This window comes from Nitrincola salilacus (assembly GCF_046271865.1).
GTDB classification, from domain to species: Bacteria; Pseudomonadota; Gammaproteobacteria; order Pseudomonadales; family Balneatricaceae; genus Nitrincola; species Nitrincola salilacus.
Genome location: NZ_CP176580.1, coordinates 2,760,048 through 2,773,895 on the forward strand (window position 1 = coordinate 2,760,048; position 13,848 = coordinate 2,773,895).

Here is a 13,848-nt window from a genome sequence, read left to right on the forward strand (position 1 = left end):
TACTGTAGATCACTCTTGTCATGCAACGTCACGCCTTGCAGCCAGTAATTGACGAGCAAGATCAACACCACTTTGCCAACTCCCCTCCACACCACCAGCGTGCAGCCAGTCACCACAGGCACCGATACCGGTTCCCGGGTCCCAGAAGGATAACTCTTCGCAGCCACAGGGAGTCGCATGTGCATATAGCCAACGATGCACACGGCTGGACAACACAGACAGTGGTTCTCCTGCCAGTACTTCAAACGCAGCCTGCATTTCAGCACCAACCGTTTCTGGCGTCAGATGGATATACTCCTGACTCCACAGCGCCTGCGCTTCAAGTACCCAGATCTCACCAGTACGACCCGGTTTACTGCTGTCACGCACCACTCGCCTGAACAGAGGATGATCACCTTCAAGCCAATCCGCTGAGACTAATCGTTCAGGCCTGGCATCCAGCTCAACCACGCAGACCCAGGCAGGCACTGTGCCCGCCTCACCTGCACGCTGCCTGAATCTCGGTACTGCATCCAATAACGGTAAAGCCTGAGGAGCAGGTGTCGCCACGACCACAGCATCAAAATGCCCTAGCGGCTCGCTGCCACCATCGCGCAGGATCACTCCCTGCTGATCTGGCCACACGACAGTCACCAGTGTTTCCGGAACAAGTCGACACCCGGCTCCCAATTGCCTGGTCAATGCACTGGAGCGAGGAATCGCAACCAGGCCAGTTAAGCCATCTCCGGCGCCAACCAAAGAGAAATCCGCCCTCGCAGGCGTCCAACTCGCAGTGACATCCGAATATGATGTCAACCAATCACCCATAGCTGTTTGCTCTGATACGATCCAGGGTGCCCCCAGATCAGCGGTCAAATCACCTACTCTTGTCGAGGCAAACCGACCACCGGATCCTCTGCTTTTATCAAAAACCGTTACATCCACTCCTGCATCCGCCAGGGTTCTGGCGACCACCATACCTGCTATACCTGCACCGATAACAGCAAGGCTGTTTATCTTCATTCTCTACACTCCTGTAGTCTGGCACTCCAGTGAATCATGGCGTGTCATGATTAACTCCATATGACACACCAGTCCCGAAATAGTTTGTGAAACAACACCGTATACATCACAGAATAGTTCATTTTAAAACAGTCAGATAGATACGATATAGATTCAGGACAGGATCACCGCAGTTGGGCTGGCTTGACGCTCCAGATTTATCGGAGAAGAATAGATAATCATTACACTAACAAGGCACCCTCATGAGTAAGATGGACGACCCGCTTCATCAAGCACAACACCCCCCAGATGAGGTTAATGTTCATCGTGCCCACAAGCGTGCAGAGATCGCCGAAAAGAAAATTGATGAGATGACAGTCATAGCCAAAGTCGGCACGGGTTGTCTGTCAGCTGATAATCTGCAAGTGATGGTCTGCCAGACAGCTGACCTGCTCAAAGCGAGACAAAGCTGGACAGAGGCAATCCCCTTTGAGGTGATTGATGGAGTACCCAAAACCTGCAGAGCTTCGGATACCTCCCACCTGGAGCAGATTACTCTTCTGTTATCTCGACGATGCCAAAGAGAGGAAGCAACACCTCCCGACGATAGCCGACTTTTGTTCCAACAGTCTGAACTGACAGCACTTAATGAACCCGAAAGCCTTGTGGCTTCAAAGCAGATCCCGACATCAGCGGCATTAATCTGTGCAGTGGCAGATGAAACACTCCAGGCAGGAGTACTGCTCCTGTCACCTGAGCCGATCAACCGTGACAGCAGCGAGTTTCAGATGCTGAGCAGTTGCTTCAACTATCTGTCATTGCTTGCCGACCGGTTACAGCATTTGAGACAGATAGAGGAAGCAAACAGCAGACTCACCTTCTTCGCCATGCACGACCCACTGACAACCCTGCCAAACCGTCGTTATCTCATTGATGAGCTCGGGCGCCGACTGAGTCGGGCTAAGCGTACTGCTGAGCTTATCCATGTTGCATTTATTGACCTGGATAACTTCAAGCAGATTAACGATGTCCATGGTCATGATGTCGGCGATCAGTTTCTTGTAGCGTTTGCGACACGTTTGCATGAAGTAATGAGAGCTGGAGATATGGTTGCCCGCTTTGGCGGTGATGAATTTGTTCTGATTGCGACAGCCGGTAAAGGAAAGGATCCTGAGGAAGAGCGAACACTTCTATCACAACGGATTCTTCAGGCAACTCTGGGACGATTTGAGCTACCCGCGCTGACACTCGACTATGATGGTCCCAGTATCGGTATTATCACCAGCCAGCAAAATGGTCTTGACGCTGATCAACTCTTAAGCAAAGCAGACGAAGAGATGTATGTCGTCAAGCGACAACGGAAAGCCAATCGGGGTTGCGCTGACAAGTCTGGCTCGTTAGCATGACCCGGTACCACACAGGCACGGCCTGAGTGCGGCCTGAATCTTTCTTCATTGAGTAGAAGATGCAGGCCATTTAGCAAGCGCATGCAGTCTGAAGAAGCTGATTGCTGCCCAACATGATTATTAGCAGGAGATGCTCAATGCAGATTGCAGAAAACACCGTTGTTTCAATTCATTACACACTGTCTAACACGGCTGGTGAGGTCATGGACAGCTCAGAAGGTCAGGACCCCTTGGCTTATCTGCACGGTGCCAACAATATTATTCCAGGCCTGGAAAATGCGCTGGTCGGTAAAGCCTCAGGTGACAGCCTGCAGGTAGTAGTAGAACCGGATCAGGGCTACGGCGAAGTACGTGAAGAACTGATTCAGTCTGTCGATCGCAGCAATTTTGTCGATATCGCTGAGATTCAGGTTGGCATGCAGTTCATGGCTCAGACCCCTTGGGGCGAACAGCCTGTCACTGTCGTTGAAGTTGAAGGCGACAATGTCGTACTGGACGGCAACCACCCACTGGCAGGACAGACACTGACGTTTGACGTAAAAGTGGTCGACGTTCGCGAAGCAACAGCTGAAGAACTGACTGAAGGTCACGTACAGTAATTTTATCGTTGGCTGTCATATTTTCAGCCATTCACTCTACCCATATCGCTGGTATGGGTAGAGTCAGTAAATAGCGGACAAAAAAAACCGGTAACAGAAGCTACCGGCGAAGACAGTGTTATCCAACACTGCGGGACTAAATGTGTAGAAACCTTTTTTCGAGAAAAGTTCATCATCAGATCAATACACTTTTAAAAAGATGTAATTTCTGACTGACTTCTGCTGACCTACACCCCTGACCATCTGGATGGAACCTGGCAACCATGGCCAATATTTTCGGTTTTGATCTGAAAGCGCTTGAAGTGTTTGTACAGGTTGCAGAAACCGGCAATATGACAGTTGCGGCCGAGCGCCTGGGCATGACTCAATCAGCTGTGTCACAGACACTCTCAAATCTTGAGAATAACCTGTCCAGCACGCTGCTTGACCGCTCCGTCCGACCCATCGAGATGACCGCCGCCGGGCGCTTTCTTTATGATCGTGCGTCCAGCCTTCTGTCGGAAGCACGCAAGACCAGCCAGGATATTCGCAAATCCAACTTCCAGCAGTTGCGCCAGGTAAATGTAGCCATGGTGGACTCACTGGCCACCGCAGTCGGCAGGCCGCTTCTCGAGGCAGTCAAACGACGTACACGTGACTGGAGCCTGACCACCGGCCTGTCCCATATGCATGCACATGGGCTGATGTCGCGAGCTGTTGATATCATCATCTCCGATGACAATCTTGAAGAGTACACCGATCTGATCCGGTACCAGATCTTGCGTGAGCCCTTTATTCTGGCTTTGCCGAATGATTACAAAGGCGACCCGGGTGATCTGCAGCAATTGAACAAAAAAATGGATTTTGTCCGCTACAGCGCCCACTCGCTGATTGGCCAGACCATCGAGCGCTATCTACGCCATATACAGCTTGAACCGGCTCAGCGACTGCGCCTGGACAACTCTTATGCAGTTGTCTCAATGGTCGCATCCGGCGCTGGCTGGACGATCACTACCCCACTCTGCCTGTTTCAAAGCGGCATCCGCCTGCATCAGGTCAACTGCGTTCCTCTCCCTCAGGAGGCTCCCTTTCGACATCTGACACTCGTGGCACGGCGTGGTGAACTATCGGACCTGCCGAAAGAGATTGCCGAGGACAGCCGCGAGATTCTACGCGATAGTTTTCTGGCCGAAGTTGCCCAGGAGCTCCCCTGGTTGATGGATCAGATCAGCATCGGATGATGCTCTCATTTCAATAGCAACCAGTTCATACCAGCTCCTCAACCCGATTCCTCGCTCTTACTATAAGATTTACTAATATCACGTAGTAAGCGTTTGTAATGTTGTTTGCTCACTTTTCCGGCTATCGCTAGACTCAATCAAAATAAGAACTTCACAACAATAAATATCGGAGCAGATGCAGCTCCTCCAGGGGATCGTATGATGAATGCACGTGATGTCAAAACCGCAGAAGATGCGCGCCGCATTGTCGAAGAACGCAACCTCAGCCATGTCAAGGTTGCAGTATTTGATATCGATGGAATCATGCGCGGCAAGTATATGAGCCGCAGCAAATTCTTCTCCTCATTGGAGAGTGGTTTCGCTTTTTGCGATGTGATCATGGGCTGGGACTCTAAGGATCAGCTGTATGACAATATCACTTACACAGGCTGGCACACTGGCTACCCCGATGCACCCGTTCGCGTGCTACCCCATACTTGTCGTGAGCTTTACGACGAAGAGGGTCAGTTGCTGTTTCTGGCTGAACTGAGCGATCAGGCAGAAAAGATCTGCCCACGCGGAACACTGACCCGCGTATTGGAAAAAGCGAGTCAGATGGGCTTTGATGCCTATGCTGCACTTGAGTATGAATTTTTCATGTTCGATGAAACACCCGAATCCATCCGCGAAAAAGGCTATCGCAACCTGAAACCCTTCACCCCCGGTTTTTTCGGTTACTCCGTGCTTCGCAACTCTGTACATTCCGAGCTATATCACCAGATTATGGAAATGTCTGAGGTGATGGACTTTCCGATTGAAGGCCTGCATACCGAAACCGGCCCCGGTGTCCTTGAGGCTGCCATCGCGGTCGATGGTGCAGAAGCAGCAGCTGATAAAGCCGCACTGTTCAAAACCTTTATGAAAGTATTAGCGCAACGTAATGATCTGATGGCAACTTTTATGGCCAAATGGTCATCCGATTACCCGGGTCAAAGTGGTCATATTCATCTATCACTACGTAATAAGGCTGATAACAAATCAGCATTTTATGACCCCTCACAGACACACAACATGAGCAAGACTCAACGCCATTTTCTGGCTGGCCAGCAACGCCTGATGCCTGAACTCTTGTCCATGTTTGCACCAACCATAAACAGCTACACCCGTCTGATTCCGGGTTTCTGGGCACCAACTGATGCCACCTGGGGTGTTGAAAATCGCACAACGGCACTGCGCGTTATTCCCGGAAGCGACAAGTCACAACGTGTTGAGTACCGCCTGGGTTCAGCCGATGCCAACCCGTATCTGGCCCTTGCTGCAGCCTTGGGAGCTGGCCTCTGGGGTATTGAACATGAGCTGGAACCCGACCCCGAAATCAAGGGCAACGCCTACGAGCAGCAACATGCGCCTGAGCTCGCTCTGCCTCGTACTCTATGGGACTCTGCACAGCGTCTGAAGAGCTCAGAGGCCGCAAGATCACTCTTCGGCAATGATTTTGTTGAGCATTTTGCAGCAACACGCGAATGGGAGGAGCGAGAGTTCCGACGCCACATTACCGATTGGGAAATGGATCGCTACTTCGAAATTATCTGATTGACTACTACTGAGAGACTCTGATGACTAACTCCCTGAAAACCGTTTCACCAATCGACGGTTCAGTCTACGTTGAACGCCCCTATGCGAATACTGCAGAGATTGATGCAGCTCTCGCCGCGGCAAAACAGGTCCAGGCAACCTGGCGAACTACATCGGTTGCAGAACGCGCACGACTTTGCCTGGCGGCTGTAGACGCCTTCATCGCCAGAAAAGATGAGATCGCCAAAGAGATTACCTGGCAGATGGGCCGTCCGATCCGCTATGCAGCCGGTGAAGTTGCCGGTTTTGAAGAGCGTGCCCGCTATATGATCTCTGCTGCGGAAAAGGCTCTTGCACCCGTTCAACTTCCGGAAAAAACCGGCTTTACTCGCTATATCAAACGTGAGCCGCTTGGCGTCGTGCTGATCATTGCGCCCTGGAACTTCCCTTACCTCACAGCCGTGAATGCAATCATCCCTGCCTTGATGGCCGGCAACACCGTTGTACTCAAACACTCGGCTCAAACACCCCTATGTGCAGAAAGACTGATGGAGGCCTTCTCCGCTGCAGGATTGCCGACAGGTGTATTCCAGTACCTGCACCTGAGCCATGACAGTACCGAAAAAGTGATTCAGTCTCCTGTCATCAACTATGTCGCCTTTACAGGCTCGGTGCCCGGTGGCGCCATGGTGGAGCGTACGGCTGCCGGTCGTTTCATTGGTGTAGGTCTTGAACTGGGTGGTAAAGACCCCGCCTATGTCAGGGCTGACGCCGATCTGGACCATGCTGTGGAAACAGCCATTGATGGCGCATTCTTCAACTCAGGACAGTCCTGCTGCGGTATCGAGCGCATCTATGTGCACGAAAGCCTTTATGATCAGTTTGTCGAAAAAGCGGTCGCACTGGTCAAAAGCTACCGTCTTGGTCGTTCTGATGATCCTGAAACAACCCTCGGACCCGTGGTCAAGGCATCGGCTGCCGACTTTGTACGTGACCAGATAAATGAAGCTGTTGCTCTGGGTGCCATGGCACATATCGACCCATCGTCCTTCGAATTGGATAAGGCAGGCACGCCCTATCTTGCCCCGCAAGTACTGACCAATGTCACACATCAGATGCGTGTCATGACAGAAGAGTCTTTCGGGCCGGTTGTCGGCATTCAAAAGGTCAGCAGCGACGACGAAGCGATTGCACTGATGAATGACAGTGACCTGGGCCTGACGGCAGCTGTATTCACCCGTGATATTGAAGCCGGTGTCGCCGTCGGGGAGCAGCTTGAATGCGGTACTTTCTTCATCAATAGGTGTGACTATCTTGATCCTGCACTGGCCTGGACCGGTGTGAAAAACTCCGGCCGAGGCTGCACTCTGTCGACACTGGGTTATGAGTCACTGACACGTCCAAAATCTTTTCACCTGAAAAAACCTGACTGACTGAGAGGCTAGGCAAACATGAGTTCAGCTACAATCAAAGCCAACTGGAACTATCCGACATCCGTTCGCGTAGGTGCCGGTCGTATCCGCGAACTGCCTGCCGCCTGTCGCGAGCTGGGCATGAAAGCGCCTCTGCTGATCACTGATCCAGGCCTTGCCGCACTTCCTGTTGTTGAGCAAACGCTACAGTTGTGTCTGGCTGATGGCCTCAAAGCAGCTGTATTCAGCAAAATCAAAGCCAACCCGACCGGGCAGAACGTGGTCGATGGCGTCGCCGCCTATCGCGCGGGCAACCATGATGGCGTCATCGCCTTTGGTGGTGGCTCAGGCCTTGATGCCGCTAAAGCAGTGGCATTGATGGTCGGGCAGGATCGTCCCGTGTGGGATTTTGAAGATGTCGGCGATAACTGGACACGCGTCAACCAGGCAGGGATGGCACCTGTTGTAGCGATCCCGACAACCGCTGGCACAGGTTCTGAGGTCGGCCGTGCATCCGTTATTACCGATGACGAAGCGCATATCAAGAAGATCATTTTTCATCCGGATATGCTACCCAGAATCGTCATCCTTGACCCAGAATTGACGATTGGCCTACCTGCTCGAGTCACAGCGGCCACTGGAATGGATGCCCTGTCACATAATCTCGAGGCCTACTGCTCCCCCTTTTACCACCCAATGGCGGAAGGGATCGCCATCGAAGGGATACGACTGGTCAAAGAATACCTTCCCCGAGCAACGGCTCAACCGGATGATATCGAAGCACGTGCGCAAATGCTGGTTGCCTCATCCATGGGTGCGACTGCTTTCCAGCGCGGACTTGGCGGCATGCATGCCCTCGCCCATCCACTTGGAGCCCTCTACGATGCTCATCACGGCACACTGAACGCTATTCTGATGCCCTACGTGCTGAAAGCAAACCGTAGTGCCATTGAGGAGCGCATTACCAGGCTGTCTGCTTATCTGCAGATAGATAACGGCTTTGATGGTTTCCTCAATTGGGTACTGGCATTGCGAAAAGAGCTCGGCATACCTCACACACTGAGCGAGATCGACATAGACAGCAGCCGTAGCGAGCAGATCGCACGTATGGCTACTGAAGACCCATCAGCAGGCGGTAATCCGATCCAGTTCAGCGCAGAGCAGTATCGCACTATTCTGGAAGCCGCTGTTTCCGGTGATCTTTAATGCCTGACTGTTTGCCTGCTGGTTCAATCCAGCCTCTAAGGAGCAGAGTATGAAAATCGGCATTCTGCAATGTGACCATGTGCTGGAAAAATTTCAGCCGGAGCACAAAAACTATCCTGAAATGTTCATCAATCTGTTCCGCAAGGTTGATCCGACGCTGAGCTTTGAGGTTTTTGATATACAGTTGGGTGAGTACCCAGCACATATTGATGACTGTGATGCCTACCTGATAACCGGTAGTCGTCATGGCGTTAATGATGGGCATGACTGGATCGGCGCGCTGCTTGACTGGATCAGAGCGCTACATCAGGATCGCAAAAAGATGCTGGGTATCTGTTTTGGCCATCAGGCAGTGGCAGCAGCTCTGGGCGGAGAAGTGATCAAATCACCCAAGGGCTGGGGGATTGGTGTTTCAAAGAACCGCATTGATGAATCGCGCCCATGGATGACGCCGGAAAAAGATCGGCTTAACCTGATTGTCAGCCACCAGGACCAGGTGATCAAGCTGCCGGACAATGCGCAGGTGCTTGCCAGCAGTGAGTTCTGCCCCTACTACATGGTACAGATAGATAACCATATACTGACGGTTCAGGGTCATCCTGAATTCAGTAAGGCCTACAGCCATGATCTGATGGAAAACCGCAGAGACACCATTCCTGCTCAGTGTATTCTGGAAGGACTGGCTTCACTCGACAGCGAGGTTGATGATATTGAAGTGGTCACCTGGATGATTAACTTCTTGCGTCACGATCAGTAAGCAGACAACAGCGGTCATCATTTCATGACCGCTTACCTCACAGACTGACTAGCCTTTGAGGGAGTCTGTAGACTCATGCGCCCATTGCACGGCGTCAATCCAGGCGCCTGTGATAATCTCCGGCGACACCGGTTGATTCATCAACTGATCCCAGCGCCCGGATTCGAACTGCTCCACCAGCGAAAGCATCATGCCCGCCTCCCCCTTGTGCTCAAGCAGTGCATCCTTGACCAGCGCAGATAGCGGTAGATTATTCACCAACTCTGGCAAGGGTCGATCCATGATCGCATCCAGCAATGAAAACAAGCCAACCGTAAAATACTGATCAGCACCGTCCAAGCCCTGCTTTTGTGCCAATAGTTCGCACATCTTGCCTCTGATCATGGATAGGGTCATCAGTTCTTTGGGCTTATCATCAATTTCAGATAACAGGATCAGGCACACAATATTTTTGATCTTGTTCATGCCCAGCAGTGTAAGCACCTGTCGAATCGATTCGATGGAGCGACGCATACCAAAGGCCGCAGAATTGATATAGCGCAGCAGCCGATAAGATAGAGCGACATCACGGGCAATCAGATACTCAAGTCTGGCAAAGTCCGTTTCGGAATCCTGCAACTCTGCCATCAGGTTCAACATTTCGAGACGATTGCCTGAAAGCCGGGTTCCTTCGACCACTTGCGGGCGGCAAAAGAAGTAGCCTTGAAAAAGCACGAACCCCAGCGATTTGCAGTACTCAAAGGTAGCTTTATCTTCCACTTTTTCTGCCAGTAACCGAGTCGCTGGATTGATTTTCCGCAGACTCACTACAAGGCTCGCAAGCTCATCAGTAGACAGAGGCTGGACATCAACCTTAATGATATCAACCAGCTGTACCAGCTCAAGCATGTTTGTCACATCAATAAAGTCATCCAGTGCAACGATGTAGCCTTTCTCTTTGAGGCCTTTGATGGCGGCAATTACCTCTGGTTCTGTCTTGATATCCTCCAGTATTTCAAGCACAACCTGGTTTGGTGAAAATGGCAGGGGAAGCGATCCAATCAGAAAGCTGCGTGACAGGTTAATATAAGCAGGATATGTTTCGACCATCTGTTCAAGACCGATGTCGATAAAGGTGTTCAGCATGACATTGGTAGTCGCCATATCCTGATCAAAATCATGGCTACCTATCACAGCAGTATTCTGCATACTGCTTCTGAACAACAACTCATAAGCTTGCAGGCTCAACTGCTGGTCAAAAATTGGCTGGCGTCCGACGAATACTTTTTCCATTTTATTTTTCTGCTTCCATAAATGATCTCAATAAATTAATCATTCATTATTATCCTGTACCTGTAAAGTAGAAAAACTTACGAGCAATACAGTACTTTTATCACATTTTCTTGCGCACCAGATAGATACGCAGATCAGTGCAGATAAAAAAACATGCACAAGGATAGTGCATGGCAGCCCTTTGAATTAAGATGGCAATCAATGCATGACTGCAGAATGTCAGCATTAAACTACAATAATAATAAACCTATTCGATGGATGGCAGAATTCTTGCTTGATTAACGCGAACAGCGACCGGCCGTTCCGTTGACTTGCAACGTCGCAAGCCACACCATCCTGTGCATTAGGTAGGGCTCATGAGCATACAGAAAAAGCTACTTCTGATTATCCTTTCTTTATCCCTCATGGCAGCAATCGCCGCCAGTGTATTCATCAGTTCTGCCAGCCTTCGTGCCGGAGAAAACCTTCTCTCCGAACAGGCCGATCTCAGGCTGGAACTGATCAGCAACACCCAGACCCAGCGCCTGGAAAACTATCTGAGCATGGTACAACAGCAGGTTGCTGGCTATGCCAGTAATGTTCAGGCTCGTCGAGGTATAGCCGCACTGGGCTCCGCTTATCGCGGTTATCGATTGAATGCCGTCGTTCGGTCAAGAGAAGACACCCAAGCAGAAGAAACCGAGATGATCCAGTATCTTGAGCAAGGGTTCGTCAGTTCTCTAAAACGCAGTGCTCCTAATCTGACCTTTGACAGTGACACCTATGTGCGTAGTCTGAGCAAGCCAGATCTGATTCTGCAATACTACTACTGGGTTGACTCCGCTGGTGAATGGAACGAAAAGGACATGGTCGACGAGGCAGATGACCGCTCTCGATACAGCCTCGGACATCGCGAGTTCAACCAGGAGCTTCGTGAATTGGCCGCCTACTACAACTATGCGGATATCTACTACATTAATCCTGCTGGCGACATTGTCTACTCGCTGCGTAAATTGCCGGATTTTTCACTTAATGTAGAGCACGAAATACTGAACGATTCTGGCCTGGCCAAGGCTTTCAGGCAGGCACTAGACCTGACGGCGACTGATGCACCGGCGTTTGCCAATTTCAGTGAGTATATTCCGGCACTCGGCGAGCCAAGTGCATTTTTTGCCATGCCAGTGTTTGATCAGACATCTGAGCCCTCCTCATCTGAGCTCTCAGGTGTGTTTGCTGTTCGCTTCAGCACGGATCAGATAGAAAGCACACTATCCAATAATGGTGATCGCGCTGCACAAGGGCTGGGGAAAACAGGTGACACCTATCTGCTCAATCGCGAGGGTTTCCTGCTGTCCAGCAAACGTGAGTTTGATGAAGAGCCCTCACAGTTTTTTGCTGAGCTTGAAAGTGTGGATGATATTACCCGCAATCGCATCACGCTACGCGGTAGCCCAACCGGACTGGTTCGCTTTGACAGCGAAGGAATACAACGCGCACGCGCCGGTGAGCAAGGCATTGCAGCCTACACCAACCCACTGGGTAGCGAAGTGATTGGTTCATTCCGACCACTACGCTTTGCAGGTGCCGAGTGGTTGCTGCTGACCGAAACAGACGCCAATGAAGCACTGTCTGCCGTGGGAATGTTGCGCAAAGAGGTCATCAGCTACGGCATCGGGATCACACTTGCGGTACTGGTGCTGGCATTTTTTGCCGCGTTGTATGTTGCTCGCTCACTGAGCAAACCTATTTCCATTCTTCGCGGCAGCATCACAGACATTCAGGCAGCCAGAGACCTGACACAAAAAAGCCCGTTAAAGGGTAATGATGAGTTCGGGCAGATTTCCGCCGCTCTCAATCGCTTGCTGGATGATATAGCCGAATCAGTAAAACTGACTAGACAGGCGGCAGAAACTGTCAGCGGCGCTTCATCCGATTTGAGCCAGGGTTCAGAGCAGACACTGGCGCTGCTTAATCAGCAAAACCAACGCAACCAGACCGCAGAAGGTCTGGTTAAAGGCATGGTTGACTCTGCACGTACCGTCAGTGAACAGGCCCATACCACCAACGATCTGACGCAAGCAGCCAGTCAGAATATCGATGGCAGCACTCAAACCATTGAAGAGGTTATCCGCGAAGTGCACAAGATGGCCAAGGGTGTCAGCGATGCTGCAGTCACCATCACCAACCTGGCCAAGGACTTTGAGCAGATTCGTCATGTGCTGGAAGTGATCTCGCAGATTGCAGAACAAACCAACCTGCTGGCACTGAATGCGGCGATAGAAGCGGCCCGTGCCGGTGATCATGGTCGTGGATTTGCGGTGGTTGCCGATGAGGTTCGCGGCCTGGCTCAGCGCTCCCACGATGCCACCGAGGAGATCCAGTCGATCATCAACAAGCTGCTGACTAACACCGAGCAGGCCCAGAGCATGATGAGTGTCGAGCAGCAGCGATCCGAGCAACTGCAGATCACCGCTGAGACCGCACAGACGGCGCTGCATACGATTGGTGACTCACTGCAGGCGATCGTCAGTGCCAACCAGGATATTCTGACCATTTCCGATGAGCAGAACACTATGACTCATGAGCTGGCCGAGGTGCTTGAAGCCAGTTTCGAAAGCTCCCGCGCCTCCCAGGAGCAGGCAAGTGAAAACGCCCACTCGAGCGAGCGCCTGAAACAGGTAGCTGCCGAACTGGAGCAAAACGCCACTCGCTGGAAAGTCACAGACTGACGCCCGTCAATGCTTTAACCTTAAAAAGGTGCCATCATTGGATTGCACCTTTTTTTCACACTTTTTTTTCAAACATTTTTTCTGATATTTTTCAGATAGCTTTGTGCCAGATCCTGTTCAAACCATGGTTTAACTTGTACATTAAACTCAATGTACATCACAGATGCCGGAGGTCCCTGATGCAGGATCTAGATTTACTGTCTATCCGAGAGCAATTCAACAAGGAACAGATACTGCTGTGTTTCAATGGCCCCATCACCCGCAGCCTGATTGAAGAGATAGGTAATGCACTGAAAAACTACCTTCAGGCCAACGACGCCGAGCCCAGCGCTGCGATGGATGTGTTCGGTACCTATATTGAGATGACTCAGAACATCAGGCACTATGCCACCAGCAAGGGTTACTCCGAAATCGAAGGTGCGGCCACGATTGTAGTAGCCCGCCATGAGAGCACACATTATGCGATCCTTGCCGGCAATATCGTCGAAAGGGAGGATGCACAGTTACTGAGTCAGAGAGTGGAAGCACTTGCTGGCATGAATAAAGCCGAACTGAAAGCAGCCTACAAGCAGCAGTTGCGCATGCCTCGTGACCAGGATGCCACCACAGGTGCAGGTCTTGGATTGCTGGATATAGCACGCAAATCATCAAAGCCGTTGAACGCCAATCTCGTGGATACCGAGAATGGAAAAGCACTGTTCAGCCTGCTCGCAATCGTCTGATATGGATCTTT

General features: G+C 51.2%; 11 protein-coding genes. 9 read left to right on the plus strand and 2 right to left on the minus strand.

From position 1 onward, the window contains the following. Nucleotides 1–18 precede the first annotated feature (18 nt). A complete protein-coding gene (locus tag ACK3CJ_RS12985) occupies nucleotides 19–1,002 on the minus strand; it encodes an NAD(P)/FAD-dependent oxidoreductase (RefSeq protein WP_409522638.1) in 984 nt (327 codons plus the stop codon). 242 nt (nucleotides 1,003–1,244) lie between these two features. Here ACK3CJ_RS12985 and ACK3CJ_RS12990 point away from each other — a divergent pair, with 242 nt between their 5' ends. The 7 genes from ACK3CJ_RS12990 (at nucleotide 1,245) to ACK3CJ_RS13020 (ending at nucleotide 9,135) form a co-directional block, all read left to right on the plus strand. Beyond that, complete coding sequence (locus ACK3CJ_RS12990; RefSeq protein WP_409522639.1) at nucleotides 1,245–2,387, plus strand: GGDEF domain-containing protein; 1,143 nt, start codon at nucleotides 1,245–1,247, stop codon at nucleotides 2,385–2,387. 137 nt (nucleotides 2,388–2,524) lie between these two features. Beyond that, nucleotides 2,525–2,986, plus strand: coding sequence for an FKBP-type peptidyl-prolyl cis-trans isomerase (locus ACK3CJ_RS12995; RefSeq protein WP_409522640.1), 462 nt, complete (start codon nucleotides 2,525–2,527; stop codon nucleotides 2,984–2,986). 263 nt (nucleotides 2,987–3,249) lie between these two features. Continuing rightward, complete coding sequence (locus ACK3CJ_RS13000) at nucleotides 3,250–4,206, plus strand: LysR family transcriptional regulator (protein ID WP_409522641.1); 957 nt, start codon at nucleotides 3,250–3,252, stop codon at nucleotides 4,204–4,206. 198 nt (nucleotides 4,207–4,404) lie between these two features. Continuing rightward, on the plus strand, nucleotides 4,405–5,778 hold the full coding sequence (locus ACK3CJ_RS13005; protein WP_409522642.1) for a glutamine synthetase family protein: 1,374 nt from the start codon (nucleotides 4,405–4,407) through the stop codon (nucleotides 5,776–5,778). A 23-nt stretch (nucleotides 5,779–5,801) separates the two neighbouring features. After that, the gene (locus tag ACK3CJ_RS13010; RefSeq protein WP_409522643.1) at nucleotides 5,802–7,193 is read left to right on the plus strand and encodes an aldehyde dehydrogenase family protein; all 1,392 of its coding nucleotides are present in this window, start codon (nucleotides 5,802–5,804) and stop codon (nucleotides 7,191–7,193) included. An 18-nt stretch (nucleotides 7,194–7,211) separates the two neighbouring features. Next, complete coding sequence (locus ACK3CJ_RS13015; protein WP_409522644.1) at nucleotides 7,212–8,378, plus strand: iron-containing alcohol dehydrogenase; 1,167 nt, start codon at nucleotides 7,212–7,214, stop codon at nucleotides 8,376–8,378. Nucleotides 8,379–8,427: 49 nt separating this feature from the next. After that, on the plus strand, nucleotides 8,428–9,135 hold the full coding sequence (locus tag ACK3CJ_RS13020; protein WP_409522645.1) for a glutamine amidotransferase-related protein: 708 nt from the start codon (nucleotides 8,428–8,430) through the stop codon (nucleotides 9,133–9,135). 48 nt (nucleotides 9,136–9,183) lie between these two features. Here ACK3CJ_RS13020 and ACK3CJ_RS13025 read toward each other — a convergent pair whose 3' ends face one another. Beyond that, complete coding sequence (locus ACK3CJ_RS13025; RefSeq protein WP_409522646.1) at nucleotides 9,184–10,407, minus strand: EAL and HDOD domain-containing protein; 1,224 nt, start codon at nucleotides 10,405–10,407, stop codon at nucleotides 9,184–9,186. Between the two features lie 356 nt (nucleotides 10,408–10,763). Between ACK3CJ_RS13025 and ACK3CJ_RS13030 the strand changes: the two genes are divergently transcribed. Further along, nucleotides 10,764–13,115 carry a methyl-accepting chemotaxis protein gene (locus ACK3CJ_RS13030; RefSeq protein WP_409522647.1) on the plus strand — a complete coding sequence of 784 codons (2,352 nt, stop codon included), beginning with the start codon at nucleotides 10,764–10,766 and terminating at the stop codon, nucleotides 13,113–13,115. 179 nt (nucleotides 13,116–13,294) lie between these two features. Further along, nucleotides 13,295–13,837 carry a biofilm regulation protein kinase SiaB gene (gene siaB, locus ACK3CJ_RS13035; RefSeq protein WP_409522648.1) on the plus strand — a complete coding sequence of 181 codons (543 nt, stop codon included), beginning with the start codon at nucleotides 13,295–13,297 and terminating at the stop codon, nucleotides 13,835–13,837. Nucleotides 13,838–13,848 lie beyond the last annotated feature (11 nt).

Excerpts from the sequence above, each read along its gene's own strand:
- ACK3CJ_RS12985 (WP_409522638.1), bottom strand. The coding sequence starts at position 1,002 with ATGAAGATAAACAGCCTTGCTGTTATCGGTGCAGGTATAGCAGGTATG.
- ACK3CJ_RS12995 (WP_409522640.1), top strand. The coding sequence starts at position 2,525 with ATGCAGATTGCAGAAAACACCGTTGTTTCAATTCATTACACACTGTCT.
- siaB (WP_409522648.1), top strand. The coding sequence starts at position 13,295 with ATGCAGGATCTAGATTTACTGTCTATCCGAGAGCAATTCAACAAGGAA.
- ACK3CJ_RS13000 (WP_409522641.1), top strand. The coding sequence starts at position 3,250 with ATGGCCAATATTTTCGGTTTTGATCTGAAAGCGCTTGAAGTGTTTGTA.
- ACK3CJ_RS13030 (WP_409522647.1), top strand. The coding sequence starts at position 10,764 with ATGAGCATACAGAAAAAGCTACTTCTGATTATCCTTTCTTTATCCCTC.
- ACK3CJ_RS13020 (WP_409522645.1), top strand. The coding sequence starts at position 8,428 with ATGAAAATCGGCATTCTGCAATGTGACCATGTGCTGGAAAAATTTCAG.
- ACK3CJ_RS13025 (WP_409522646.1), bottom strand. The coding sequence starts at position 10,407 with ATGGAAAAAGTATTCGTCGGACGCCAGCCAATTTTTGACCAGCAGTTG.
- ACK3CJ_RS13010 (WP_409522643.1), top strand. The coding sequence starts at position 5,802 with ATGACTAACTCCCTGAAAACCGTTTCACCAATCGACGGTTCAGTCTAC.
- ACK3CJ_RS13005 (WP_409522642.1), top strand. The coding sequence starts at position 4,405 with ATGATGAATGCACGTGATGTCAAAACCGCAGAAGATGCGCGCCGCATT.
- ACK3CJ_RS13015 (WP_409522644.1), top strand. The coding sequence starts at position 7,212 with ATGAGTTCAGCTACAATCAAAGCCAACTGGAACTATCCGACATCCGTT.
- ACK3CJ_RS12990 (WP_409522639.1), top strand. The coding sequence starts at position 1,245 with ATGAGTAAGATGGACGACCCGCTTCATCAAGCACAACACCCCCCAGAT.